Source organism: Microbacterium pasadenense, assembly GCF_047246565.1.
Taxonomy (GTDB): domain Bacteria; phylum Actinomycetota; class Actinomycetes; order Actinomycetales; family Microbacteriaceae; genus Microbacterium.
The window spans coordinates 389,964-414,215 of sequence record NZ_JBFOKN010000002.1; the positions used below are offsets into that span (position 1 = coordinate 389,964).

Here is a 24,252-nt window from a genome sequence, read left to right on the forward strand (position 1 = left end):
GTCCCCCTACCACCGGCAGGCCCGGCTGCGCCAGAGTCTGCCGGTGTCGGGACGGTGTGATTGAGTGGCACACGTGCAGGTGAATGCGTGATCGAATTCCGCGGCGTGTCCAAGCGATACCCGGACGGGACGACGGCTGTCGACGACTTCAGTCTCGTCCTGCCGGCGCACCGCACGACCGTGTTCGTCGGCTCGTCCGGGTGCGGCAAGACGACCCTGCTCCGGATGATCAACCGGATGATCGAGCCCACCGCGGGCGAGATCACGATCGACGGTGAGCCGATCGCGCGACGGGATGCCGTGGCCCTGCGCCGCAGCATCGGGTACATCATGCAGAACGGCGGGCTGCTTCCCCACCAGACGATCGCCGACAACGTCGCCACCGTCCCCGTCCTCAGCGGCACATCGCGCCGGGATGCGCGCACACGCGCGCTCGAGCTGCTCGACGTGGTGGGGCTGGACCGCGGGATCGCGGATCGCTATCCGCACCAGCTCTCCGGTGGACAGCAGCAGCGCGTCGGCGTCGCGCGAGGACTGGCCGCCGATCCCAACATCCTGCTGATGGACGAGCCCTTCGGCGCCGTCGATCCGATCGTGCGGGCCGAACTGCAGCGGGAGATCCTCCGGCTCCAGCGCGACCTCGACAAGACCGTCGTGTTCGTGACGCACGACATCGACGAGGCCTTCCTGCTCGGCGATCAGGTCGTCATCCTCGAGCGCGGCGCCCGCATCGCTCAGGTGGGCACGCCCAGCGACATCCTCGAGGACCCGGCATCCGAGTTCGTCGCCCAGTTCGTGGGCGTCGAGCGCGGGCGCCGCGCGCTCCACCTCAAGGAGACGCCGACGGGGACGGTCGTCGTCGATGCCGAGGGGCGCACCCAGGGCGCACTGGTCCAGCCGTCGCCCGAGCGAGGGGCGGAGTAGCGCCATGACGTGGGTGCTCGACAACGTCGATCTCATCCTCGCGCTGTCGGTCGAGCACCTGCGACAGTGCGCGATCGCGATCGTGCTGGCGTTCGTCGTGGCGCTCCCGCTGGGGACGCTGGCGTGGCGATTCCGCATCTTCCGGGACAGCATCATCACGTTCACGAGCCTGCTGTACACGATCCCCTCGATCGCACTGCTGGTGCTGCTGCCGACCGCACTGGGGCTGCCGCTCATCAGCGACGTCAACCTCATCGTCGCGCTGATCATCTACGGGGTGGCTCTCCTCGTGCGCGCGGTGGCGGAGGGGCTCGACGCGGTGGATCCCGACGTCCGCCTGGCTGCCGTCGCGATGGGGTACGGCTCTGCCCGCCGGTTCGTGTTCGTGGACCTGCCGCTGGCGGGGCCGGTGATCCTCGCGGGGCTGCGGGTGACGGCGGTGTCCACGATCGCGCTGGCGACCGTCGGGGCGATCATCGGTCGGACCAACCTCGGCTACCTGTTCACGAACGGCTACCAGCGTCGGATCGTGGAGGAGATCTTCTCGGGCATCGTCGCCGTCGTCGTCCTCGCCCTCCTCGTGGACCTCCTCCTCGTGGTGCTCGGCCGGTTCGCACTGCCGTGGGCGCGCCGGAGCGCGGGCGCAGGCACCAGGATCGTCGTGCAGACGGGCGGTGCCGCATGAACCTGATCCTCGACGCCCTCGCCTGGATCTTGTCCGGCGACCCCGGTGCGGGACTCGCGCCGATCCCCGTCGCCCTCGGTCAGCACCTCGCCTACACGGTGGTGGCGGTCCTGATCGCCGGGGTCATCGCCGTCCCGCTCGGCTGGGCGATCGGCCACACCGGAAAGGGCCGCGACGTCGCGGTCGCCATCTCAGGTGCGGCACGGGCGATCCCGTCGTTCGGACTGCTGCTGCTGCTCGTCCTCGTCATGGGCGTGCTCCACAAACCTGAAGCCGCCGTCGTGACCTTCGTCCTCCTGGCCATCCCGTCGCTGCTCGCCGGTGCGTACACCGGCTTCGAGGCGATCGACCGCTCCGTCGTCGACGCCGGTCGATCGATGGGGATGCGGCCCGGCGAGGTGCTCCGGCGCGTCGAGATCCCGCTCGGGCTGCCGCTCCTCCTCGGCGGCGTCCGTTCCGCGACGCTTCAGGTGGTCGCCACCGTCACGATCGCGGCGTACACGAACCTCGGTGGACTCGGCCAGTACATCATCACGGGCCTGCCGCTGCGCCGGTTCGACATGGTCCTCGGCGGTGCGCTCCTCGTCGCGGCGCTCGCTCTCGTCCTGGATGGAATCTTCGCCCTCCTGGCGGTGTTCGCACTGCCACGGGGCGTGCGCGCGGCGAACCGCAGATCACCCGCCCGCCGTCCTCGCCGCGCGCGGGCGGCGCACGCCTGACCCCCGCACCCCCACAGTAAGGAAAGAGCATGTCCTCACCCCGCACACGCCTCGCGGCGACCACCGCCCTCCTGGCGGCCGGATCGCTCGCCCTCGCCGGCTGCGCGAGCAGCGATCCGCTCAACACGCCGGACGACGCCGAGAACCCCACCGGCGGTTCGTCCGACACGATCGTCATCGGCTCCCAGCAGTACTACTCCAACGAGATCATCGCGGAGATCTACGCGCAGGCTCTCGAGGCTGCGGACATGACCGTCGAGCGGTCGTTCAACATCGGCCAGCGCGACGCGTACATCCCGTCGCTGGAGAGCGGTGACATCACGCTCTTCCCCGAGTACACCGGCAACCTGCTGCAGTTCTTCGACGAGGAGACCACGGCGCGGAGCCCCGAGGACGTGTACGCCGCACTGGGCGACGCGCTCCCCGACGGTCTGACGGTGCTCGACCAGTCCACCGCGAGCGACCAGGACTCGTACACGGTGACGCGGGCCTTCGCCGAGGAGTGGGACCTCACGACCATCGCGGATCTGGCTGACGTCGACGAGACGCTGGTCCTCGGCGGCCCGCCCGAGCTCGCCGAGCGGCCGTACGGTCCCCGCGGTCTGCAGGACGTCTACGGGGTCGACGCGGAGTTCAGCGGCACGGGGGAGACGACGGTCGAGGAGCTCGTCGCCGGCACCGTCAATGTCGCCAACGTCTTCACGGCGGACCCCCGCATCCAGACCGAGGACCTCGTGGTCCTCGAGGACCCGGAGTCCCTGTTCCTGGCTTCGAACGTGGTGCCGGTCGTCGACGAGAGCGTGGCCGGCGAGATCGCCGACACGATCAACGCCGTCAGCGCAGCGCTCACCCCCGAAGGGCTCGTCTCGCTGAACGTCATGTCCACCGAGGACAAGACGTCGGCCGCCGACATCGCCTCGGCGTGGCTGGAGGAGAACGGCCTCAGCTGACACACGAAGGCGGGCGTCCGCGTGGCCGGTGTATTCTGAGGCCATGCGGATCGCTCGCCTTCTCCTTAGCGGCCGCGGCGGGACCTCGTTCTGAGCCCCCTTCCGCCGCGGAGTCCGTCGTGGGCTTGATCCCCTCACAGGAGAACAAGACAGCATGAGCATTTCCCTCCCCGAACGCCCCCGCACCCTGGCCGAGAAGGTCTGGGACGACCACCTCGTCGTGAAGGGCGAAGACGGTCAGCCCGACCTCATCTACATCGACCTGCATCTCGTCCACGAGGTCACGAGCCCGCAGGCCTTCGACGGCCTCCGCGCCGAGGGCCGCCCGGTCCGTCGCCTCGATCTGACGATCGCGACCGAGGACCACAACACCCCGACGCTGGAGATCGACAAGCCCATCGCCGACCTCACCAGCCGCACCCAGATCGAGACGCTGCGCCGCAACGCCGCCGAGTTCGGCGTCCGGCTCCACTCGCTGGGCGACAAGGAGCAGGGCATCGTCCACGTGGTCGGCCCGCAGCTCGGCCTCACGATGCCGGGCGTCACGGTCGTCTGCGGCGACTCCCACACCTCGACGCACGGCGCCTTCGGCGCGATGGCGTTCGGGATCGGCACGAGCGAGGTCGAGCACGTGCTGGCCACGCAGACGCTCCCGCTGAAGCCGTTCAAGACCATGGCGATCACGGTCGAGGGCGACCTCAAGCCCGGCGTGACCGCGAAGGACGTCATCCTGGCGATCATCGCGAAGATCGGCGCGAACGGCGGCCAGGGCTATGTGCTCGAGTTCCGCGGCTCCGCCATCCGGGGCCTCTCGATGGAGGGCCGCATGACGATGTGCAACATGTCCATCGAGGCCGGCGCCCGTGCCGGCATGATCGCGCCCGACGAGACGACATTCGCGTACGTCAAGGACAAGCCGCATGCGCCGCAGGGCGCCGACTGGGACGACGCCGTCGCCTACTGGCGCACCCTGCCCTCCGACGAGGGAGCGGTCTACGACGCCGAGGTGTTCCTCGATGCGAACGAGCTCGAGCCCTTCGTCACGTGGGGGACCAATCCCGGTCAGGGCGTGTCTCTCAGCGGGGCCGTCCCGGACCCGGCCGCCATCGCCGACCCGAACGAGCGCGCCGCGGCAGAGCGTGCGCTCGAGTACATGGACCTCGCGCCCGGCACGGCGCTGAAGGACGTCCCGGTGGACGCCGTCTTCATGGGCTCCTGCACGAACAGCCGCATCGAGGACCTCAGGCAGTTCGCGTCGCTGATCGAGGGACGCACGAAAGCACCGGGCGTGCGGGTCATGGTCGTCCCGGGCTCCGCGCGCGTCCGACTCGAAGCCGAAGCCGAAGGGCTTGACCGGATCATCACCGCGTTCGGCGCGGAATGGCGCTTCGCAGGGTGCTCGATGTGCCTCGGCATGAATCCCGACCAGCTCGCGCCGGGCGAACGCTGCGCGTCGACCAGCAACCGCAACTTCGAGGGGCGTCAGGGCAAGGGCGGGCGCACGCACCTGGTCTCGCCGCTGGTTGCCGCAGCGACCGCCGTGCTGGGCCACCTCGCCACTCCGAGCGACCTCGACGCGCTCGTCGGATCGGAGGTCTGACCATGGATGCGTTCACCACCCACACCGGCATCGGGGCGCCCTTGAAGCGGTCCGCCGTGGACACCGACCAGATCATCCCGGCGGTCTACCTCAAGCGCGTCACCAAGACCGGCTTCGAGGACGCCCTCTTCGCGAACTGGCGCCAGGACCCGGACTTCCTCCTCAACCAGGACCCGTACCGCGCGGCATCCGTCCTCGTCGCGGGGCCGGACTTCGGCACCGGCTCGAGTCGCGAGCACGCCGTCTGGGCGCTCCGCGACTACGGCTTCCGCGTCGTCCTGAGTCCGAAGTTCGCCGACATCTTCCGCGGCAACGCGGGCAAGCAGGGACTCGTGACGGGTGTCGTCAGCGAACCCGAGATCAAGACGATCTGGGCGCTCCTGGACGCCGAGCCCGGCCGTGAGATCACCGTCGATCTGCAGACACGCTCGGTCCAGGTGGGCGACTTCCGCACGACCTTCGAGATCGACGATTACACTAGGTGGCGGCTTCTCGAAGGACTCGACGACATCGGCCTGACGCTGCGCAACGAAGAGAAGATCGCGCAGTTCGAGGCGCGCCGTGAGGCGTGGCGGCCCCGGACACTTCCCGTCCTCTAGCCGGTTCGCGCCCCACACAATGGGGCCGTGCCGACGCATCCTCGACACACAGATGAGGTCCCCTCGATGAATACTCTTGTCAGCGACTCCGCGGCGACCCCGGCCGGCAGCGGCCTGGGTCAGACCCTCACGATCCGGGGCGGTCGCCCGCTCACCGGCCGGGTCGAGGTGAAGGGCGCGAAGAACCTCGCCACCAAGGCGATGGTCGCGGCCCTCCTCGGCGAGACGGCGAGCATCCTGCGCGATGTTCCCGAGATCAGCGACGTGCACGTGGTGCGCTCGCTGCTCGAGGTGCACGGCGTGACGGTCGAGGATCTCGAGGACGGCGTCCTCCGGCTGGACCCGTCCGGCGCCGTGTCCGCCCACTTCGAGGAGATCGATGCGCACGCGGGCGCGTCGCGCATCCCGATCCTCTTCTGCGGACCGCTTCTGCACCTGCTCGGCCAGGCCTTCATCCCCGACCTCGGCGGATGCCGCATCGGCGACCGTCCGATCGACTTCCACCTCGACGCCCTCCGATCGTTCGGCGCGATCGTCGAGAAGCTGCCGAGCGGCATCCGCCTCTCGGCACCGGACGGCCTGCGCGGCGCCGACATCGAGCTGCCGTACCCGAGCGTCGGGGCGACCGAGCAGGTCCTGCTCACGGCCGTCCGCGCGAAGGGCACGACCGAGCTGCGCAACGCCGCCATCGAGCCCGAGATCATGGATCTCATCGCGGTCCTGCAGAAGATGGGCGCCATCATCTCGTACGAGCCCAACCGGGTGATCTTCATCGAGGGCGTCGAATCGCTGCGCGGCTACGACCACCGCAGCATCTTCGATCGCAACGAAGCCGCCTCGTGGGCGTGCGCGGCGCTCGCGACCGACGGGGACATCTTCGTCGCCGGCGCCAAGCAGCAGGAGATGCTGACCTTCCTCAACGTCTTCCGCAAGGCCGGCGGCGACTTCGACATCGCCGAGGACGGCATCCGATTCCGGCGGGGCGGCGCCCTCAAGCCCGTCGTGGTCGAGACGGACGTGCACCCCGGATTCATGACCGACTGGCAGCAGCCGCTCATCGTCGCGCTCACGCAGGCCGAAGGCGAGTCCATCGTGCACGAGACGGTGTACGAGAACCGGCTCGGGTTCACGCGAGCGCTCGTGCAGATGGGCGCCGACATCGTCGTCCACCCCGAGGGGATCGCCAGCGCCGAGCGGCGCGTGCCGCGCCGCGCCCTCGAGCAGGCAGCCGTCATCAACGGCCCGACGCCGCTGCACGGGGCCGATGTCGTCGTTCCGGACCTCCGCGGCGGGTACAGCTACGTCATCGCGGCTCTCGCCGCCGAGGGCGAGTCGACGGTGCGCAACATCGGCATCATCCGGCGCGGCTACGAGAAGTTCCTCGAGAAGCTCACCGACCTGGGTGCCGACTTCGACGTGACAGAGTGACCCGGTGACCACACGTCGACGCGCCTCCCCGGAGAAGACCCGGCCGAGCGTGTTCTGGCCGGCGGCCGCGATCGTCGTCCCGGCGGTGGGGTTCCTCGCCAGGATCGAGATCGAGGGCGGCGAGCACCTCCCGACCGAGGGGCCCTACATCCTCGCGCCGAACCACTACAGCGAGTTCGACCCGGTGATCGTCGCCGTCGCGACCTGGCGCCTCGGCCGCGCGCCGCGCTTCATGGCGAAGGAGAGCCTCTTCAAGGTGCCCGTCCTCGGCGCCCTGCTGCGAGCCACCGGAATGGTGCCGGTGGCTCGGACCGCCAGCTCCACGGCGGCCGCGCAGACACTGGCGCAGTCCCATGCGCTCGTCGACCAGCAGCGGGGCGTCATCGTCTACCCCGAGGGATCGCTGACCCGCGACCCCGACATGTGGCCCATGCGGGGCAAGACCGGCGTCGCGCGGCTCGCGATCGCCTCCGGCGGCGACATCCCCGTCATCCCCATGGCCACGTGGGGCGTGCAGCAGATTTTGCCGCGCTACGGCAAGCTGCGGATCCTCCCGCCGCGGCGGCGGGTCCGCATCCGGCTCGGCGCGCCGGTCGACCTCTCGGCGTTCTCCGGGACGACCCCGGCCGCGCTGAGCGGAGCGACGGATGCCGTGATGCGCGACATCTCCGTGCTCCTCGGCGAGCTGCGCGGCGAGCAGCCGCCCGCCGAGCGCTGGAATCCGGCGCAGCACGGACAGAAGGAGATCGGCCGCCTTGACCCGTAAAGAGACGGCGATGCCGCGCGTCGCGGTGATCGGAGCCGGGAGCTGGGGCACCACCTTCGGGAAGGTGCTCGCCGACGGCGGCGCGGACGTCATGATGTGGGCGCGCCGGGCCGAGCAGGCGCACGAGATCCGTGAGGGCCATCGGAACACGCAGTACCTGCCGGGCATCAACCTGCCCCGCAATCTGAGCGCGTCGCAGCATCTCGCCGAAGCGCTCGACGGCGCCACCCAGGTGTACGTCGCGATCTCCAGCCAGGCGCTGCGGCAGAACCTCAAGGGCATCCGGCCGCTGGTGAGCGGGACGGACGCACCCATCGTCTCGCTCATGAAGGGCGTCGAGAAGCGGACCGGGCAGCGGATGAGCGAGGTCCTCGAGCAGGAGCTCCGCTGTGATCCCGACCGCATCGCCGTCGCGTCGGGTCCGAACCTCGCCCTCGAGATCGCCCGGCAGCATCCGACGGCCGCCGTCATCTCCTCCTCGAGCCGCGAGACGGCCGAAGCGGTCGCCCGCCGGGCACGCAACACCTACTTCCGCACCTTCGTGAACACCGACGTCATCGGGACGGAGTTCGGCGGTGTCCTCAAGAACCTCATCGCGGTCGCGATCGGGATCGTCGACGGCGTCGGGTACGGCGAGAACACGAAGGCGTCCATCATCACGCGGGGCCTGGTCGAGATGACCGACTTCGCCGTCGCGCAGGGGGCGGAGCCCGAGACGCTGCAGGGCCTGGCGGGCCTCGGCGACCTCATCGCGACGTGCCAGTCGCCGCTCAGCCGCAACAACACCGCCGGACGCCTGCTCGGCCAGGGCTACAGCTTCAACGAGGTCGTGAAGCAGATGGACCAGACGGCGGAGGGCCTGGCATCCGTCGCCCCCGTCCTGCAGCTGGCGCGCGCAGCGGGAATCCAGATGCCGATCGTGGAACAGGTCAAGATGGTCCTCGACGGCACCATGAACCCCCGCGACATCGCGCCCCACCTGACGACCGACGACGACGAGCCCACGGGCGAGAGGACGATGAATGGATCACGCGGCAGTGGTGCTGCTCTTTGGCGGTCGCTCGAGCGAGCACTCGATCAGTTCCGCAACCGCGGGCGGGGTCCTTCGCGCGATTGACCGGGACCGCTACCGGGTCATCCCGGTCGGCATCACCCGTGAGGGAGCATTCGTCCTCGAAGACGACGACCCCGACAAGTTCGCGCTGGACCCGGATCATCTGCCCGAGGTGGTCGACAACGGCACCCGCATCATCTGGCCCGACTCGACGACGACGCGCGAGCTGAAGGTCCGACGGACGGACGGCACGGTCGAGTCGCTGGGCGACGTCGACGTGGTGTTCCCGATCCTGCACGGTCGGTTCGGCGAGGACGGCACGGTGCAGGGCTTCCTCGAACTCCTCGACCTGCCGTACGTCGGCGCGGGACTCCTGATGTCCGCCATCGGGATGGACAAGCACACGACCAAGAGCATCCTGCAGGCCGCGGGCGTCCCGGTCGTGCCGTGGGTCACCGTCACCCGAGGCGACCTCGACCGGACCGCGGACCTCTGGGAGCGGCGCATCCGCGCGCTCGGGCTGCCGGTGTTCGTCAAGCCGGCGCGCGCCGGGTCGAGCGTGGGCGTCTCGAAGGTGTCGGAGTGGGCCGAACTGGATGCCGCGCTGGACACGGCGTTCGCCGAGGACAGCACCGTGCTGGTCGAGCAGGCCGTGGTGGGACGCGAGGTGGAGTGCGGCGTCCTGCAGGGGAGGGACGGCGACGTCCCGCGCGTGAGCGTGGCGGGGGAGATCGTCGTCTCGGGACGGGACTTCTACGACTTCGAGGCCAAGTACCTCGGCGCGGCCGGTGTCGACCTCGTCTGCCCGGCCGACCTCCGGGAGGGCGAACTCGCCGAGATGCAGCGCATCGCAGCGCGCGCGTTCGAAGCCGTCGGCGGTCAGGGGCTCTCCCGGGTCGACTTCTTCTACACCGGCACGGAGTTCTTCGTGAACGAGGTCAACACGATGCCCGGGTTCACCCCCATCTCGATGTTCCCCACGTGCTGGATCGCGAGTGGCGTGACCTACCCGGACCTGATCAGCGAGCTGATCGAGCTCGCCCGCTGAAGAACCCCCGCGGCGGCTCGGCCGAGCCGCGATCAGGCCGCTGACCCGCGATCAGGCCGCTGAGCCGCGACCAGGCCGCCGACGGGTCAGGGCAGGACGGTCGAGGACTCCACGCACGCGCTCTCCCGGGTGAGGAACGACGACATCATCGTTCCCAGCGAGTCGAGCACTCCCGTCGGCGACACGGCCTCGTTGTCGGTGATGATCTGGACCGCGGGGACCCGGCCGTACGTGGTGATGACGTAGGTCGGAGCCTTCGAGTCGTCGACGATCCAGTCGATCCCGCCGACCGTGATGCACTGGGCCTCCGTCGGCCCCGGCGGTGTCACGCCGCAGGAGAAGAGGATCGCCGACGGATCGCCCCAGGCGGCAGTCGACTGGGCGTCCGTCTGGCGCCGATCCTGCCCGTCGAGGGTGTCCGGGAGGCGCACCATGACGTCCGCGCACCGCGGATCGTCCGCACCCTCGGCGGCCTCGAGCGCGACCGTCGAGGCGCATCCCGAGAGGGCCGCCATGCCGGCGATCAGAAGCGAGAGGGCAGCGAGGCGCGGGCGGGGCATGCGCTCCAGGCTACCGTGGGAGCATGAGCGAGCAGCGAGTCCGGGACCTCAGCGAACGTGATCTGCTCGCTCGCATCCTGGCCGTCCTGGGGAGCTCGTCGCGTGCCCTCGTCGGACCCGGTGACGATGCTGCCGTCCTCGCGGTGCCCGGCGGGCGCGTCGTCGCGACGACCGACACCCTCGTCCACGGCCCGGACTTCCGGCTCGCCTGGACGGGCGGGTACGACCTCGGGTTCAAGGCCGCCGCCGTGAACCTCGCGGATGTGGCGGCGATGGGGGCACGGCCGACCGCGCTGCTCGTCGCCCTCGCGGTCCCCGACGATCTGCCGGTTCCCTTCGTCGACGAGCTCGCGGCCGGCTTCCGCGACGCCTGCGAACGCCTGGCGCCCGGCTGCGCGGTGGAGGGCGGCGACCTGACGGTCTCCGAGACGCTGACGGTCGCCGTCACGGCACTCGGCGTGCTCGATGACGTCGAGCCGGTGCGGCGATCGGGGGCGCGGCCCGGCGACACCGTCGCGATGGCGGGCACCCTCGGGGCGGCGGCCCGCGGCCTCGAGATCCTGTTCCGACGCTTCCGGGACGCGGCCGGCGTGCCCGAGCCGGTCGACCCGGCGGCGCTGTCGGGGGCCGAGCGGGACGACGTCCGCGCGCAGCTACGACCTGAGCCGCCGGTCGCCGCCGGGCCCATCGCCGCGCGAGCCGGGGCCACCGCGATGATGGACGTCTCGGACGGGCTGCTCCTCGATGCCACCCGTCTCGCCGAGGCGTCCGGGGTCACGCTCGCCCTGACCGGGCCGATGGATGCCGCCGCGCTCACCGGCGGGGAGGACCATGCCCTGCTCGCGACGTTCCCGCCGGGCCCGCTGCCCGACGGATTCCGCGAGATCGGCCTCGTCGTGGAGAGGGGCACGCACGCCGTCACCCTCGACGGTGAGGCGCCGCGTGGTCGCGGCGGCTGGGATCCGTATCGCGACTGGGACGCCGGTCGCGGCTGAGGTCAGCGGAGCGAGGCCCACCAGAGCGCGGTGTCGCCGTACTTCTTGGAACGATCGACCTGCAGCAGGTCCGGGAGCGGTGGTTCACCGGAGCGGCTGGAACGTTCGAGGACCACGACGGCATCGGCCGACAGCTTCGGCACGAGCAGCTCGAGCGTCGTGGCGAGGTCGGCGTCCGGGAGGTCGTACGGCGGATCGAGGAACACGAGATCCCAGGTGCCGACGGCCGAGCGGAGGAAGGCGTCGGCGGACGCCCGGTGGACACGGATCCGGGCGGGGGAGACGCTCTTCGCGACGGCGCGCGCATTCCGGTCGGCGACGCCGGCGGCTTTCGGGGCGCGCTCGACGAGGTCGGCGGACGCCGCGCCGCGGCTGACCGCCTCGAGCCCGAGTGCGCCGGACCCGGCGTACAGATCGAGCACGGCGGCATCCGTCATGAGGTCGGCCGCCTCCAGGGCGCCGAACAGCGACTCCCGGACCCGCTCGCTCGTGGGTCGCGTCCCCGCACCCGGCACGGCCAGCGTCACGGATCCGGCTCTGCCCGCGATGATCCTGGTCACCCCGCAACGATAGCCGGATCGACGTCCGCTGCCGCTCGTAGACTCGACCCATGCCGTCGTTCACGCTCGACACCCGCCTCGACGCCGCGCTCGGCGAGAAGACGGCGAAGTCGTTCCTCCGCGCGTTCGGGATGGTGACCGTCGGCGACCTGCTCGCGCACTATCCGCGGCGATACGCCCGCAGGGGCGAGCTGACGCCGATCGCGGACCTGCCGGTGGGCGAGCTCGTGTCGATCGTCGCCGAGGTCCGCTCCGCCAGCACTCGGCCGATGCGGGGCCGACGGGGCGAGATCCTCGAAGTGATCATCAGCGATGGCGTCGGCACCATGAGCCTGACCTTCTTCGGGCAGGCGTGGCGCCTGAAGCAGCTGGAACCCGGCCGTCAGGGGATCTTCTCCGGGAAGGTCGGCGAGTACCGCGGCCAGAAGCAGCTGACGCATCCGGACTACGACCTCTTCGACGACGAGGCCGCCGCGCGCATGAACGCAGAGGCGTGGCAGAACCAGCCGATCCCGATCTATCCGGCCACGAGCACCGTGCCCAGCTGGCAGGTGAAGCGGGCCGTCGATGCGGTCCTCCCCTCGGTGGGCGGGGTGCCGGACCCGCTTCCGAGCGCGTTCCGGCAGGCGCAGGGGCTGCTCGATGCGCACACCGCCCTCCGGCGGGTGCACGCACCCGACTTCCCCGATCAGGTGGAGCCCGCCCGGCACACCCTCCGCATGCACGAGGCATTCGTCCTGCAGTCGGCGCTGTTGCAGCAGCGCCAGTTCGTGCGGATGATGTCGGCAACCGCTCGCCCCGCCGGCGCCCTGCTGGAGCGGTTCGACGCGGCGCTGCCGTTCGAGCGCACGCCCGACCAGGTCGCCGTGGGCGACCGGATCGCCGCCGACCTGACCGGCGCATGGCCGATGAACCGGCTCGTGCAGGGGGAGGTCGGCTCCGGCAAGACGCTCGTCGCCCTCCGCGCGATGCTGCAGGTCGCCCAGTCGGGCGGCCAGTCCGCGCTCATTGCGCCCACCGAGGTGCTCGCCGCCCAGCACGTCCGTTCCATCGCGCGGATGCTCGGCCCCCAGCTGGCGCCCGAGCTGATGCCCACGCTCCTCACCGGTCAGCTGTCCGCGCCGGAACGGCGGAAGGCGGCGCTCCGCGCCGCTGCCGGCCAGTCGCTGATCGTCGTCGGGACGCACGCCCTGCTCAGCGAGTCGACGACGTTCGCCGATCTCGGACTCGTCGTCGTGGACGAACAGCACCGCTTCGGCGTCGAACAGCGCGAGACCCTCCGCGCGAAGGGCAGCGCGCCGCACGTGCTCGTCCTCACGGCGACGCCCATTCCCCGCACCGTCGCGATGACGGTGTTCGGCGACCTGGACGTCTCCACGATCCGCACTCTGCCGGCCGGACGCGCCGGGATCTCCAGCTTCGTCGCACCGGTGGGGGAGAAGCCCGCCTGGTTCCCCCGCGTGTGGGAGCGGGTGGCCGAGGAGGTCGCCGCCGGCCATCAGGCCTTCGTCGTGTGCCCCGCCATCGACGCCGCGAAGCCGTCGGCTGAGGACGAGGAGATCGACGAGGCGGCCGACGAGCCGGGATCGACGCACTGGGGCGTCGCGCAGGCCGCGGATCTACTGTCGCGTCATCCCGCCTACAGCGGCATCCGCGTCGAGATCCTCCACGGCAAGATGCCCGGCGACCAGAAGGACGCCGTCATGCAGGCCTTCGCGCGCGGCGAGATCGACGTGCTCGTCGCGACGACGGTCGTCGAGGTCGGGGTGGACGTGCCCAACGCTTCGACGATGGTCATCCTCGAAGCGGATCGCTTCGGCGTGTCGCAGCTCCACCAGCTGCGCGGGCGCGTCGGTCGCGGCAGCATCCCGGGGCTCTGCCTGCTGGTGACGGAGGCCGCGCCGGGGACGCCGGCGCGTTCGAGGGTCGAGGCGGTGGCGGCGACGACCGACGGATTCGAGCTGGCCGAAGTGGATCTGGACCTGCGCGGCGAGGGCGACGTGCTCGGCGATGCGCAGTCCGGCGTGCGCTCGTCGCTGCGGCTCCTCCGCGTCGTGGCGGATGCCGACATCATCGCCCTCGCCCGTGCGGAGGCCGAGCGCGTCCTCGAGGAGGACCCCACCCTCGAGGCGCACCCGGGCCTCGCCGCATCCATCGACGCGCGGGTGACCGGTGCGGAGCGGGCCGCGCTGGCGAAGAACTGACCTCCCGGCCCCGTGTGGCCGGAGCGGAGCCGGCACGCTTTAGGCTCGGAGCCATGAGCAACCGGATCGCCGTCGTCCCGGGATCATTCGACCCGCCGACCCTCGGCCACCTCGACGTCATCCGCCGCGCGGCGATGCTGTACGACAGGCTCCACGTGCTCGTCGTGCACAATCCGGGCAAGGAGGCGATGCTTCCCATCTCGCAGCGACTCTCGCTGCTCGAGCAGTCCATCGCCGAGAGCGATATCGAGGGCGATGTCGTGGTCGCCGCCTGGAGCATGGGGCTCCTCGTGGACTACGCGACCGATGTGGGTGCCGGCGTGCTGGTGAAGGGCATCCGGTCGCAGGTGGATGTCGCCTACGAGACGCCCATGGCGATCGTGAACCGCCACCTCGCCCATGTCGAGACGGTGTTCCTGCTTCCCGATCCCGCCCACGCCCTCGTCTCCAGCTCGCTCGTGCGACAGGTCGCGTCGCTCGGCGGCGACGTCTCGCCCTACGTGCCGCCGGCCGTCGCGCAATTCCTCGACACCGGCGCGCGCGGGCTCTGACCCGCGGCGAGCCGGTTCCGCGTACCATTGACCAGTGGTCAGAAAGCATGTAGCCGGTCCCTTCGTCCTTCCCGCCCGCGATCTCATCCGTCGTCCGGGCGAGATGCGGGAGTGGAACCTCGACGTCCCCGCGCCCGAGCGATGGGGCGAGGGACTCGCGTACATCGATGCCGACGAGAACGTCGCCGTGCAGGTGAGGCTCGAGTCCGTGCACGAGGGCATTCTGGTCACCGCGGAGGTCGACACGACCTACCAGGGCGTCTGCAGCCGCTGCCTGACCGACCTGACACGCCCCCTCGAAGTCGAGATTCAGGAGCTCTTCGGGTATTCTGGGGACGAAGCGACTGACTTCACCGTTCAAGACGACCACGTGGATCTTGAAAGTATCGTCAGGGATGCGATCGTCCTGTCGCTTCCGTTCCAGCCGGTGTGTCAGCCGGACTGCCCCGGGCTCGACCCGAACACGGGCGAGAGGCTGACAGCAGAAGCCGCGCCGGACGTCCAGATCGACCCGCGCTGGAATGCGCTGGCCGCGTTGACGGCCCACACCCCAGACCACGACGACGAGGCATCGAGCCCCGCCGCCGACAACACAGAGAAGAGCTGACCATGGCAGGTAACCCCCCGAAGCGGAAGGTCTCCCGCTCCAACACCCGTTCGCGTCGCGCGCAGTGGAAGGCCGAGGCCCCCACGCTCGTCAAGACCATCGAGAACGGCAAGGTCGTCTACAGCCGCCCGCACCAGGCGAAGGTCGTCACCGACTCGCAGGGCACCGAGCTGTTCCTCGAGTACAAGGGCCGCAAGGTCGCCGACGTCTGATCGATCAGACGTCGTGACGGACGTTCTCCGTGAGCACGCGGTGCTCACCGACAAGCTCGGGGTCGACATCGACCCCGAGCTTCTGTCGCTCGCCCTGACTCATCGCTCGTTCGCCTACGAGAACGGCGGCATCGGCCACAACGAGCGGCTCGAGTTCCTCGGCGACTCGATCCTCGGTCAGGCCGTGACGGTCCATCTGTTCCGTCGCCACCCCGATCTCGATGAGGGGTCGCTGGCGAAGCGGCGGGCGAGCGTGGTCTCGACGGTCGCGCTGGCCGAGGTCGCTCGCGGCATCGGTCTCGGCGCCCATCTGCGGCTGGGTCGTGGCGAGGACCAGACCGGTGGGCGCGACAAGGACTCCATTCTCGCCGACACCACCGAGGCGATCATCGGCGCGGCCTTCCTGTCGGCGGGCCCGGATGCCGCCACCGCGATGGTCCTGCGACTCGTCGAGCCGCTGATGGCCGACCCCGAGCGGTACGGCGCCGCGATGGACCCGAAGACGAGCCTGCAGGAACTCGCCGCGCGTCTCGAGCTCTCGCCTCCGGTGTACTCCGTCGAGGCCGCCGGGCCCGATCACCACCGCGTGTTCACGGCGACCGTCTCCGTCGGCGACGTCTCGCGGACCGGCAGCGGCTCGAGCAAGAAGCAAGCCGAGATGGCGGCCGCGCTGGCGGTGTGGCGCGAGCTCTCGGATCACTCCTGAGCGCGCCGCGTGCCTGAACTGCCCGAGGTCGAGGTCGTCCGTGCCGGCTTGGAGCCGGCCCTGCGCGGTGCCCGCATCGTGTCCGTCACCGTCGCCGACGAGCGCGCGCTGACCCGGCATCCCGGCTCCGGCGCCCAGTTCGAGGCGGCACTCACCGGCCGCACCGTCTCGGCCGTCGCCCGCCGGGGCAAGTTCCTCTGGATGCCGCTCGACGGCGATGCCGACGCGATCGTCGGCCATCTCGGCATGAGCGGCCAGATGCTGCTGCGGGGATCGGGAGCTCCGCCGGATCGGCACGAGCGCATCAGACTCGACGTGCGGCATCCGGCTCACGGTGACCTCGCCGTCGTCTTCGCCGACCAGCGGACGTTCGGCTCGCTCGCGATAGACCCCCTGCTCCCGACGCCCGACGGCGCCCCGGGCGGGCGGGGGACCTCGACGCCCACGGTGCCCGCACAGGTCGCGCACATCGCCCGGGATCCGCTCGATCCGGCGTTCGACGACGGGGCGTTCGTGTCGGCGGTGGCACGCTCGCGCTCGGCGGTGAAGCGCGTCCTGCTCGATCAGACCGTCGCGAGCGGGATCGGCAACATCTACGCCGACGAGGCGCTGTGGTCGGCCCGCGTGCACCCCGACCGTCCGGCGGCGACCCTCGCGACCCGGACCGCTCGGCGGCTGCTGGCGGACGTGCGCAGCGTCCTCGAGAAGGCCCTCGCCGAGGGCGGGACGAGCTTCGACGCGCAGTACGTCAACGTGAACGGCCAGGCCGGCTACTTCGCCCACTCGTTGAACGCGTACGGACGGACCGGTGCGCCATGCCCGCGCTGCGGCACGCCGATCGTGCGCGTCAGCTTCACGAACCGGTCGAGCCACTACTGTCCGCGATGCCAGCGGCCCGCACGGCTGCGGGCCGCCGGCGACGCGGTCAGGTGAGCGTCCTCTTCCACGCCCCGATATAGGCGGCCGGCACGAAGCCGATCGCCTCGTTGATGTCGAGCATGGGCCGGTTCTCCTCGGCGTTGAACGTCAGGATGCGCGGCGAGAGCGGCATCATCTCCCGCCAGCGGAGGATGCCCGCGCACTTCACCCGCTGGCCGAGGCGGTGCCCACGGTGCTCCTTCAGGACGAGCGTGTCGAGCTGCTGGGTCGCCGCCTGCTCGTCACGTCCCGAGCAGAGCTCGTTGAATGCCACGATCCTGCCGCTGTCGGCGGCGATCGCGACGGTGACCAGCACCGTCTGACCGGCCTCGAGGTAGCGGGCGTCGTTACGGCTCACCCGCGCGGCATCCCACGCCTCCTCGTCGTACTCGAGGCCCGCGGCCGGCGCGTCCGTCGACATCCGCGACTTCACCTCGGCGTAGCCGTCTCGGTGCTCCGGAGGTGTCGGCAGCGTCCACTGCGCGATGCGATAGCCGGGGGAGTGGTCCTCGGCGACGACGAGGAGCTCGGCCGCGGGGACCGAGGCCGCGTCCAGCGCCAGGACGCTCTTGCGGTCGACCTGCTCGAGCGTGTAGCCGTGGCGCAGGTAGAAGCGCGCATAGCGGTCGTGCGGGATGCTGCCGAAACCGGTCGGCGGTTCGAGCCGCGGGCCGGGCGCCTCAGGATGCTCGGCCCACGACTCGAGGACGCTCCGCCCGTGCGCGCGGGCGGTGTCCTCGATCGTGGGATAGAGCGCCGAGCCGATGCCCTGTCCCTGCACCGACTCGAGGAGCTCGATCAGCCAGTAGGCGACGCGGGATCCGCTCTCCTGGGGCAGGTCGACGATCATGCGGCCGACCACCGCGCCCTCGACGGCGATGACCCACGCGATGCGCAGCTCGTCGGGGCTCGGGGCGAAATGGGCGAGGAGCTGCGACGGGCTGAGCGCTTCGTCGTCGTTCCCGCTGATCTCGCGGTAGATGATGTTGCGGACCTCGGTCATCGCGATGAAGTCGGCGGCGTCATCGCCGTCGATCTGCGTCGGGATGACGAGCGGGCGCAGTTCGAACTGCGCCCGTACTGCGGTGCTGGTCATGATGACCCTTTCGGTGGGAGGGGCCACGGACGGCGCCCGTGGCCCCGGGGTGTCACAGACGGGGTGCGAGGAGCGCGCGGCGGCGCTCCCACTCCCGCTCACGTGCGTCGCGGTCGAGCCGGGCACGGTGCAGGAGCTCGAGGTCGGATCGCGACGGGCGGGGCCGCGTGCTCCACAGCAGGAGCCCGAGCGCCGCTCGCATGGCGAGCCGGTCGAGGAAGGTCTGGCGGACGCTGCCGTCCGCCGGGGTCAGATGCTGCAGCACGCTCGGAAGGTCCGAGGTGCGCTGCGGCGCGGAGAGGATGGGCATGATGATGCTCTTTCGTACAGGAGGAGGATGCCGCGAGGACGGCGGAGATCGTGCCGCAGCACGGGAGGCGGCAAGGGAGCGCAGTGCCCGGGACGGGCGCGCAGGTGCCGAAGGTCCGTCAGAAGACGGAGTCATCCCCTGAAGGGATCAGCGAACGGCGTGGCAGCGCGAGTTCGGGAAGACGCCGAAGGAGCGGGTGCCCATGCCAGGACGCAGGACGGCGAATGCCGTGGCGGTGGCGGTGATGTCGATCATCATGTCGGGACCCTCCTCTCTCAAACTTCGGACGCGAGCACTGACAATAGACCCGCCGTGGGCGCGGCGTCAAGAGATGATCCGAACCCGTCCGCTAGCGTGGGTGAACACCGAGCCGGAGGCGGACCCGTATGCACCTGAAGAGCGTGACGCTCAAGGGCTTCAAGTCGTTCGCGCAGCCGACCACGTTCCAGCTCGAGCCCGGCGTGACCTGCATCGTCGGTCCCAACGGCTCGGGCAAGTCCAACGTCGTGGACGCGCTCGCGTGGGTGATGGGCGAGCAGGGGGCGAAGACGCTCCGCGGCGGCAAGATGGAGGACGTCATCTTCGCCGGTACGGCGACCCGCGGCCCGCTCGGTCGTGCCGAGGTCCAGCTGACGATCGACAACAGCGACGGCGCCCTCCCGATCGAGTACAGCGAGGTCACGATCAGTCGCACGCTGTTCCGCAGCGGGTCGAGCGAGTACGCGATCAACGGCGACTCCTGCCGCCTGCTGGACGTCCAGGAGCTGCTGAGCGACTCCGGCCTGGGACGCGAGATGCACGTCATCGTCGGCCAGGGCCGTCTGGACACCGTCCTCCAGGCGAGCCCGGAGGACCGCCGCGGTTTCATCGAGGAAGCCGCCGGGATCCTCAAGCACCGTCGACGCAAGGAGAAGACCCTCCGGAAGCTCGACGCCATGGAGGCGAATCTCACGCGACTGAGCGATCTGGCCGGTGAGCTGCGCCGGCAGCTCAAGCCGCTCGGCAAGCAGGCCGAGATCGCGCGGGAGGCGGCGACCATCGCGGCCGTGGTGCGGGACGCGAAGGCCCGCCTCTACGCCGACGAGCTCGCGACGCTCCGTCGGGAACTGGCCGACCACGCCCGCGGCGAGCAGGAGCGCACGGCCGAGCGCATGGTCCTGCAGGACAAGGCCGACCAGATCAAGCAGCGCATCGCGGAGCTCGAAGCGGACCAGCGGTCGGAGGCCGTCGACCGCGCACGCGCCGTCACGTTCGCACTGGGGCAGGTCCAGGAGCGGCTGCGAGGACTTTACTCGCTCGCGGGCCAGCGACTCGCCCTGCTCGACGAGGACACACCGTCCACGGCTGACGCGACGACGGTGAGCCAGGCCGCCGTCGACGAGGCGCGGGCGGAGATCGACCGGATCGGCTCCGGCCTCGGCGATGCGCAGGACGCCGCGGCATCCGCTGCCCGCGAGGTCATCCGCGCGCGTGCGGAGCTGGACGCCCTCGACGCCGACATCGCCGCGCAGAGCGCGCTCGTGTCGGAGCACGACATGCGGATCGCCAAGCTTCGCGGCGCGGCCGACGCTGCCGGATCCAAGCTGGACGCGCTTCGGGTGGCGGTCGACCGCCAGCAGCGGGCGCTCGACGCGGCCCTCGAGCGTCGCGCCGAGGCGGAAGCCGCTCTCGCCGAGGTCGCCCCGGCGGCCGATCTTCCGACCGATACCGGTGCGGAGCATTCCGCCGCCTACGACCGGGCGCAGCGCGACGCGACGCAGGCCGAGGCGGAGGTGAGCGGCATCCGCGAGCGGCTCCACGCCGCCGAACGCGAGCGCGAATCGCTCCTCGCCGAGACCGCCGCCCTGGGGCGGGCGCTCGACATCCGCAACGCCGCCGCGGCGGTCGTCAGCCGCGGCGATGCCGGTGTCCGTGGCCTCGTGGGGGACAGCGTCAAAGTCACCCCCGGCTACGAGGCGGCGGTCGCCGCCGCGCTCGGCGCTCTCGCGGAGGGCGTCCTCGTGGACGATCTGGCGGCGGCGCTGCACGTGGTGTCGGCGGTGCGCGAGGACGACCTCGGGACCGTCGACATCGCCTTCGCGGGCGCGCCCCGCATCGCCGTGACGATCCCCGGGGACCTCACCGCCGCCCGCGACGTGGTCACGGCTCCCGCGGGCATCCTCGCGGTCCTCGACTCCGTCGGCATCGCGGACGACCTCGCCGACGCGCACGCCGCAGCGTCGTCGTCGGCTCTCGCGGGGCATCCGATCACCGTCGTGACTCGAGCGGGGGAAGTCGTCACGGCGGCGACGGTGCGGGCGGGCTCGGGACAGTCGCGGTCGAGGCTCGAGCTCGCCGCCGAACGCGACGCCGCCGCAGAGCGGCTCAGCCAGGTCGCGGTCGTCGCCGATTCGCTGCGGGACGCGCTGATCGATGCGCAGGCGACATGGGATGCCGCGCGGTCCCACACCCGCGAAGCGCTGCAGGCGCTCCGGGAACACGATTCCGCGCTGGCGGCACAGGCCGAAGCGGTGAACCGCGCGACCGTGCGTCACGAAGCCGTCCTGGCGGAGTGCGAACGCCTCGCCGCCGGTGTCCGGCAGGCCGCGGCGGCCGTGACCGAGGCGGAGGCCGCCGCCCGCACGACGGCCGACGCTCTCGACACGGCGCTCGCGACCCCCCGTCCGATGCTCGACGCCTCCTCCCGCGACGCGATGCTCGACGCCCTCGAGGCGGCACGGGCCGCCGAGATGGATACCCGGCTGGGCGTCGAAACGCTGCGTGAACGAGTGCGCGCCGCCGAGGCGCGTGTCGTGCAGCTCGAGCGGCAGCGGGAGCGGGAGCGCGCCGCCGCCGAGGAGGCAGCGCGTCGCACGGTGATCCGGCGCGCCCAGCGTGCCCTCGCGGCCGACGTCGCGGCGCAGCTGCCGCCGATCCTCGACTCGATCGACCGCTCGGTCGCGCAGGCGCGCGTCGAGCTGGAGCGCGCCGAGCAGACCCGGACCGCGGTCAGCGCCGAGCTCACGGCGCTCCGCACCGGTGAGGCCGAGGTCCGCGACCGCCTCGCCCGCCTCACCGAGTCGGTGCACGGACTCGAGCTCCAGATCCACGAGAAGCGGCTCCACGTCACGAGCCTCCTCGACCGGGTGGGGTCGGAACTCGCTCTCTCGGAGGATATTCTCCTTTCGGAATACGGCCCGGACGTGCCGGTCCCCGCCGACGAGGAGGGGGCGGATGCCGGATCCTTCGACCGGTCGACCCAGCAGCGTCGGCTGCAGAGCGCGGAACGGAAGCTCGGTCAGCTCGGGCGCGTCAATCCGCTCGCGCTGGAGGAGTTCGCCGCGCTCGAACAGCGGCATGCGTTCCTCACCGAGCAGCTCGACGACCTGGTCCAGACCCGGAAGGATCTGCTGACCATCATCGATGAGCTCGACGAGCGGATGCAGACGATCTTCACGGCCGCCTTCGAGGACACCAGGGTCGCGTTCGGCGAGGTCTTCCCGATCCTCTTCCCGGGCGGATCGGGGAGCATCACGCTCACGGATCCGGACAATCCGCTCACGACGGGGATCGAGGTGTCCGTCCGGCCGGTGGGCAAGAAGATCGAGCGGCTCTCGCTGCTCTCCGGCGGTGAGCGCTCGCTCGCGGCCGTCGCGCTGCTGACCGCGATCTTCAAGGCACGGCCGAGCCCGTTCTACATCCTCGACGAGGTGGAGGCAGCGCTCGACGACGCGAACCTCGGACGTCTGCTCGGCGTCTTCGAGCAGCTGCGCGAGTCGAGCCAGCTCATCGTCATCACCCATCAGAAGCGCACGATGGAGATCGCCGACGCGCTCTACGGCGTGTCGATGCGGCAGGACGGTGTCTCCGCCGTCGTCGGCCAACGGGTCCGCGAGCGCGCGACGGCGTGACCGGCCGCAGCATCGTCTGCGAGGGAGTCGACCGGGGTCAACTAGCCTGGACGCATGGCGGATAGTCCCTGGTCCCTGAGCCGCGCGCTGCGCGGCATGTTCGTGAAACCCACGATCGACGAGACGACGTGGGATGACCTCGAGACGGCGCTGCTCACGGCGGACTTCGGTCCCGACATCACGGAGCGCATCGTCGAGGAGCTGCGGGAGAAGGTCGAGCGGTACCGCACGACCGATCCGAAGGACCTGCAGCGAATGCTCCGGGAGACCCTCGAGGAGCATTTCGCGAAGTTCGACACGACGCTGCGGCTCACCGAGCGACCGGCGGTCGTGCTCGTCGTCGGCGTGAACGGCGTCGGGAAGACGACGACGATCGGCAAGTTCGCCAGCTACCTGAAGCGCTTCGGGCGTTCCGTCGTCGTCGGAGCCGCCGACACGTTCCGCGCCGCCGCCGTGGATCAGCTGGCGACGTGGGCGGAGCGCGGCGGGGCGACGATCGTGCGCCCGCAGCAGGAGGGTCAGGACCCGGCATCCGTCGCCTTCCAGACCATCGACCACGCGATCCGCACCGGCACCGAGATCGTCCTCATCGACACGGCCGGCCGGCTCCACACGAAGAACGGGCTCATGGACGAGCTGACGAAGATCCGCCGCGTCGTCGAGAAGCAGGCCCCCATCAGCGAGGTGCTGCTCGTGCTGGATGCGACGACGGGCCAGAACGGCGTCATGCAGGCCGAGGCCTTCCTCGAGCACGCCGGGGTGACCGGCCTCGTCATCACGAAGCTCGACGGCTCGGCCCGGGGCGGATTCGTGCTCGCCGTGCAGGAGCGCACCGGCATCCCGGTGAAGCTGCTCGGTCAGGGCGAGGGGATCGGCGATCTGACCGGTTTCACCCCCCACGTCTTCGCGGCCGCACTCGTCGATTGACCCTCTGCTGGTCGCGCCGGGGTCGTAAGGCTGGTTTCATTGAGACATGGCGATCGAACACGACTACTTCGGGTTACTGGAGTCCGGACCGGACGGTTCGATCTTCTGGTCTGAAGTCGTGGACTTCGGCGACCAGCGGGTCACGATCGATCTGACGGCGCCCGACCAGGATGACGTCTCCGTCGCGTCCCTGGACGTGGCGGCGGCCATGATCGCGACCCTCGAGGCCGTCGACATGCGCGCGCGCAACGCGATGGTGTCGGAGCTCGATGACCGCACCAGCGAGGTCATCGAGTACATCCTCCAGCAGCAGGAGCTTCTGGGCGACGACCTCGACGACCTGCTCGTGGATGTGTCCGGTGACGTGCACATGGACATCATCCGTTCCCTCCAGCTCATGAGCATGACGATCCTCGCCGACGAGCACGAGGGGAAGGATCCCTTCGCCGTGCTCGAGTACGCCCTCGACCCGGACTCCACCGACGACGTCCTGCTCGTCAACCTCGACGTGGACGGATCGGTCCAGTCGGTCACCAGCGCCGACTGACACCGGGCGCGCGACCCTCAGCGGTCCGCGTGCGCCCACTCCAGCGCCTGTTTCAGCACCGCGAGGTCGCGGTACCACGTGCGCACTTCGACACGGCACCGGACCCGGTCGATCCGCGTGTCGTACTCGCTGCACTCGGCGAGAGCCTCGCTGTCGGTCGGCGGGTAGAGTCCCGAGCCGTCGCCGTAGGTGATCTCGAACCCGTTCTCGGCGTCGCCGGTCACCGCGACGATCGTGTCGGGGGCGGGGGAGCCCTCCACCGACCCCGACACGGGAACGAGGGCGGTCAGGGCGATCGCGGCGGCGACGCCGACGGTGGCGCGGATGGTCGTGCGCATGGGTCCTCCTCGGGAGCGGATGCCGGGGCCTCCGGCATCCGCCCACGCTAGGACGGCG

General features: G+C 70.7%; 25 protein-coding genes. 20 read left to right on the forward strand and 5 right to left on the reverse strand.

Going from position 1 to position 24,252, the window contains the following annotated elements; all coding sequences use genetic code 11:
* The first annotated feature begins 87 nt into the window (after window positions 1–87).
* From AB3M83_RS07980 to AB3M83_RS08025, 10 genes are all read left to right on the forward strand, one after another.
* Window positions 88–924 (forward strand): ABC transporter ATP-binding protein, encoded by an 837-nt coding sequence (locus AB3M83_RS07980; protein ID WP_412946777.1) that lies wholly within the window; start codon window positions 88–90, stop codon window positions 922–924.
* Window positions 925–928: 4 nt separating this feature from the next.
* Entirely contained in the window at window positions 929–1,609 is a 681-nt protein-coding gene (locus tag AB3M83_RS07985; protein ID WP_412946779.1) for an ABC transporter permease, read from the forward strand.
* On the forward strand, window positions 1,606–2,328 hold the full coding sequence (locus tag AB3M83_RS07990) for an ABC transporter permease (protein ID WP_412946781.1): 723 nt from the start codon (window positions 1,606–1,608) through the stop codon (window positions 2,326–2,328). Before AB3M83_RS07985 ends, AB3M83_RS07990 begins: the two co-directional genes overlap by 4 nt.
* Window positions 2,329–2,357: 29 nt before the next feature.
* Window positions 2,358–3,278, forward strand: coding sequence for an ABC transporter substrate-binding protein (locus tag AB3M83_RS07995; RefSeq protein ID WP_412946783.1), 921 nt, complete (start codon window positions 2,358–2,360; stop codon window positions 3,276–3,278).
* A gap of 154 nt (window positions 3,279–3,432) precedes the next feature.
* Window positions 3,433–4,878, forward strand: a complete 1,446-nt coding sequence (leuC, locus tag AB3M83_RS08000; RefSeq protein ID WP_412946784.1) for a 3-isopropylmalate dehydratase large subunit — start codon at window positions 3,433–3,435, stop codon at window positions 4,876–4,878.
* Window positions 4,879–4,880: 2 nt separating this feature from the next.
* Window positions 4,881–5,477 carry a 3-isopropylmalate dehydratase small subunit gene (gene leuD / locus AB3M83_RS08005; RefSeq protein WP_412946786.1) on the forward strand — a complete coding sequence of 199 codons (597 nt, stop codon included), beginning with the start codon at window positions 4,881–4,883 and terminating at the stop codon, window positions 5,475–5,477.
* 66 nt (window positions 5,478–5,543) lie between these two features.
* Window positions 5,544–6,905, forward strand: a complete 1,362-nt coding sequence (murA, locus tag AB3M83_RS08010; protein ID WP_412946788.1) for a UDP-N-acetylglucosamine 1-carboxyvinyltransferase — start codon at window positions 5,544–5,546, stop codon at window positions 6,903–6,905.
* 4 nt (window positions 6,906–6,909) lie between these two features.
* Complete coding sequence (locus AB3M83_RS08015) at window positions 6,910–7,671, forward strand: lysophospholipid acyltransferase family protein (RefSeq protein WP_412946791.1); 762 nt, start codon at window positions 6,910–6,912, stop codon at window positions 7,669–7,671.
* Between the two features lie 10 nt (window positions 7,672–7,681).
* Complete coding sequence (locus AB3M83_RS08020; protein ID WP_412946793.1) at window positions 7,682–8,788, forward strand: NAD(P)H-dependent glycerol-3-phosphate dehydrogenase; 1,107 nt, start codon at window positions 7,682–7,684, stop codon at window positions 8,786–8,788.
* Complete coding sequence (locus AB3M83_RS08025; protein ID WP_412946796.1) at window positions 8,694–9,773, forward strand: D-alanine--D-alanine ligase family protein; 1,080 nt, start codon at window positions 8,694–8,696, stop codon at window positions 9,771–9,773. The genes AB3M83_RS08020 and AB3M83_RS08025 overlap by 95 nt, the downstream gene beginning before the upstream one ends.
* An 86-nt stretch (window positions 9,774–9,859) precedes the next feature.
* Here AB3M83_RS08025 and AB3M83_RS08030 read toward each other — a convergent pair whose 3' ends face one another.
* Window positions 9,860–10,333 carry a DUF3515 family protein gene (locus AB3M83_RS08030; RefSeq protein WP_412946798.1) on the reverse strand — a complete coding sequence of 158 codons (474 nt, stop codon included), beginning with the start codon at window positions 10,331–10,333 and terminating at the stop codon, window positions 9,860–9,862.
* A gap of 23 nt (window positions 10,334–10,356) precedes the next feature.
* Between AB3M83_RS08030 and thiL the strand changes: the two genes are divergently transcribed.
* A complete protein-coding gene (gene thiL / locus AB3M83_RS08035) occupies window positions 10,357–11,328 on the forward strand; it encodes a thiamine-phosphate kinase (protein WP_412946801.1) in 972 nt (323 codons plus the stop codon).
* 2 nt (window positions 11,329–11,330) lie between these two features.
* Here the strand turns inward: thiL and AB3M83_RS08040 are convergent, their stop codons facing one another.
* Entirely contained in the window at window positions 11,331–11,888 is a 558-nt protein-coding gene (locus AB3M83_RS08040) for an RsmD family RNA methyltransferase (RefSeq protein WP_412946802.1), read from the reverse strand.
* Window positions 11,889–11,938: 50 nt separating this feature from the next.
* Here AB3M83_RS08040 and AB3M83_RS08045 point away from each other — a divergent pair, with 50 nt between their 5' ends.
* The 6 genes from AB3M83_RS08045 to mutM all read left to right on the forward strand — a co-directional run bounded on the left by AB3M83_RS08045 (window position 11,939) and on the right by mutM (window position 17,101).
* Window positions 11,939–14,092 carry an ATP-dependent DNA helicase RecG gene (locus AB3M83_RS08045; RefSeq protein WP_412946804.1) on the forward strand — a complete coding sequence of 718 codons (2,154 nt, stop codon included), beginning with the start codon at window positions 11,939–11,941 and terminating at the stop codon, window positions 14,090–14,092.
* Window positions 14,093–14,145: 53 nt separating this feature from the next.
* Complete coding sequence (coaD, locus tag AB3M83_RS08050; RefSeq protein ID WP_412946806.1) at window positions 14,146–14,643, forward strand: pantetheine-phosphate adenylyltransferase; 498 nt, start codon at window positions 14,146–14,148, stop codon at window positions 14,641–14,643.
* 103 nt (window positions 14,644–14,746) lie between these two features.
* Window positions 14,747–15,250 (forward strand): YceD family protein, encoded by a 504-nt coding sequence (locus AB3M83_RS08055; RefSeq protein WP_412946808.1) that lies wholly within the window; start codon window positions 14,747–14,749, stop codon window positions 15,248–15,250.
* Window positions 15,251–15,252: 2 nt separating this feature from the next.
* On the forward strand, window positions 15,253–15,462 hold the full coding sequence (rpmF, locus tag AB3M83_RS08060; protein WP_019179169.1) for a 50S ribosomal protein L32: 210 nt from the start codon (window positions 15,253–15,255) through the stop codon (window positions 15,460–15,462).
* A gap of 13 nt (window positions 15,463–15,475) precedes the next feature.
* Window positions 15,476–16,168: a ribonuclease III gene (gene rnc, locus AB3M83_RS08065; RefSeq protein ID WP_412946811.1), complete on the forward strand. Its 693-nt coding sequence runs from the start codon at window positions 15,476–15,478 to the stop codon at window positions 16,166–16,168.
* Window positions 16,169–16,177: 9 nt separating this feature from the next.
* Window positions 16,178–17,101, forward strand: a complete 924-nt coding sequence (gene mutM, locus AB3M83_RS08070) for a bifunctional DNA-formamidopyrimidine glycosylase/DNA-(apurinic or apyrimidinic site) lyase (RefSeq protein ID WP_412946814.1) — start codon at window positions 16,178–16,180, stop codon at window positions 17,099–17,101.
* Here mutM and AB3M83_RS08075 read toward each other — a convergent pair.
* Together AB3M83_RS08075 and AB3M83_RS08080 are read right to left on the reverse strand one after the other, a co-directional pair.
* Window positions 17,094–18,182 (reverse strand): GNAT family N-acetyltransferase, encoded by a 1,089-nt coding sequence (locus AB3M83_RS08075; protein WP_412946816.1) that lies wholly within the window; start codon window positions 18,180–18,182, stop codon window positions 17,094–17,096. The genes mutM and AB3M83_RS08075 overlap by 8 nt on opposite strands.
* A gap of 52 nt (window positions 18,183–18,234) precedes the next feature.
* Complete coding sequence (locus tag AB3M83_RS08080; protein WP_412946819.1) at window positions 18,235–18,492, reverse strand: hypothetical protein; 258 nt, start codon at window positions 18,490–18,492, stop codon at window positions 18,235–18,237.
* A 386-nt stretch (window positions 18,493–18,878) separates the two neighbouring features.
* On the opposite strand from AB3M83_RS08080, the gene smc reads away from it, so the two are divergent.
* From smc to AB3M83_RS08095, 3 genes are read left to right on the forward strand one after another with little or no spacing between them, the layout of a single operon-like run.
* On the forward strand, window positions 18,879–22,382 hold the full coding sequence (gene smc, locus AB3M83_RS08085; RefSeq protein ID WP_412946821.1) for a chromosome segregation protein SMC: 3,504 nt from the start codon (window positions 18,879–18,881) through the stop codon (window positions 22,380–22,382).
* Window positions 22,383–22,436: 54 nt separating this feature from the next.
* On the forward strand, window positions 22,437–23,309 hold the full coding sequence (gene ftsY, locus AB3M83_RS08090; protein ID WP_412946824.1) for a signal recognition particle-docking protein FtsY: 873 nt from the start codon (window positions 22,437–22,439) through the stop codon (window positions 23,307–23,309).
* 46 nt (window positions 23,310–23,355) lie between these two features.
* Window positions 23,356–23,856 carry a DUF2004 domain-containing protein gene (locus tag AB3M83_RS08095; protein WP_412946827.1) on the forward strand — a complete coding sequence of 167 codons (501 nt, stop codon included), beginning with the start codon at window positions 23,356–23,358 and terminating at the stop codon, window positions 23,854–23,856.
* A 17-nt stretch (window positions 23,857–23,873) separates the two neighbouring features.
* Here the strand turns inward: AB3M83_RS08095 and AB3M83_RS08100 are convergent, their stop codons facing one another.
* A complete protein-coding gene (locus AB3M83_RS08100) occupies window positions 23,874–24,194 on the reverse strand; it encodes a hypothetical protein (protein WP_412946829.1) in 321 nt (106 codons plus the stop codon).
* Window positions 24,195–24,252 lie beyond the last annotated feature (58 nt).

Excerpts from the sequence above, each read along its gene's own strand:
- AB3M83_RS08025 (WP_412946796.1), top strand. The coding sequence starts at position 8,694 with ATGGATCACGCGGCAGTGGTGCTGCTCTTTGGCGGTCGCTCGAGCGAG.
- AB3M83_RS07990 (WP_412946781.1), top strand. The coding sequence starts at position 1,606 with ATGAACCTGATCCTCGACGCCCTCGCCTGGATCTTGTCCGGCGACCCC.
- thiL (WP_412946801.1), top strand. The coding sequence starts at position 10,357 with ATGAGCGAGCAGCGAGTCCGGGACCTCAGCGAACGTGATCTGCTCGCT.
- AB3M83_RS07995 (WP_412946783.1), top strand. The coding sequence starts at position 2,358 with ATGTCCTCACCCCGCACACGCCTCGCGGCGACCACCGCCCTCCTGGCG.
- AB3M83_RS08045 (WP_412946804.1), top strand. The coding sequence starts at position 11,939 with ATGCCGTCGTTCACGCTCGACACCCGCCTCGACGCCGCGCTCGGCGAG.
- AB3M83_RS08080 (WP_412946819.1), bottom strand. The coding sequence starts at position 18,492 with ATGCCCATCCTCTCCGCGCCGCAGCGCACCTCGGACCTTCCGAGCGTG.
- leuD (WP_412946786.1), top strand. The coding sequence starts at position 4,881 with ATGGATGCGTTCACCACCCACACCGGCATCGGGGCGCCCTTGAAGCGG.
- AB3M83_RS08055 (WP_412946808.1), top strand. The coding sequence starts at position 14,747 with ATGCGGGAGTGGAACCTCGACGTCCCCGCGCCCGAGCGATGGGGCGAG.
- coaD (WP_412946806.1), top strand. The coding sequence starts at position 14,146 with ATGAGCAACCGGATCGCCGTCGTCCCGGGATCATTCGACCCGCCGACC.
- AB3M83_RS07985 (WP_412946779.1), top strand. The coding sequence starts at position 929 with ATGACGTGGGTGCTCGACAACGTCGATCTCATCCTCGCGCTGTCGGTC.
- leuC (WP_412946784.1), top strand. The coding sequence starts at position 3,433 with ATGAGCATTTCCCTCCCCGAACGCCCCCGCACCCTGGCCGAGAAGGTC.
- murA (WP_412946788.1), top strand. The coding sequence starts at position 5,544 with ATGAATACTCTTGTCAGCGACTCCGCGGCGACCCCGGCCGGCAGCGGC.
- AB3M83_RS08020 (WP_412946793.1), top strand. The coding sequence starts at position 7,682 with ATGCCGCGCGTCGCGGTGATCGGAGCCGGGAGCTGGGGCACCACCTTC.
- rpmF (WP_019179169.1), top strand. The coding sequence starts at position 15,253 with ATGGCAGGTAACCCCCCGAAGCGGAAGGTCTCCCGCTCCAACACCCGT.
- AB3M83_RS08095 (WP_412946827.1), top strand. The coding sequence starts at position 23,356 with ATGGCGATCGAACACGACTACTTCGGGTTACTGGAGTCCGGACCGGAC.
- ftsY (WP_412946824.1), top strand. The coding sequence starts at position 22,437 with ATGGCGGATAGTCCCTGGTCCCTGAGCCGCGCGCTGCGCGGCATGTTC.
- AB3M83_RS08075 (WP_412946816.1), bottom strand. The coding sequence starts at position 18,182 with ATGACCAGCACCGCAGTACGGGCGCAGTTCGAACTGCGCCCGCTCGTC.
- smc (WP_412946821.1), top strand. The coding sequence starts at position 18,879 with ATGCACCTGAAGAGCGTGACGCTCAAGGGCTTCAAGTCGTTCGCGCAG.
- AB3M83_RS08030 (WP_412946798.1), bottom strand. The coding sequence starts at position 10,333 with ATGCCCCGCCCGCGCCTCGCTGCCCTCTCGCTTCTGATCGCCGGCATG.
- AB3M83_RS08100 (WP_412946829.1), bottom strand. The coding sequence starts at position 24,194 with ATGCGCACGACCATCCGCGCCACCGTCGGCGTCGCCGCCGCGATCGCC.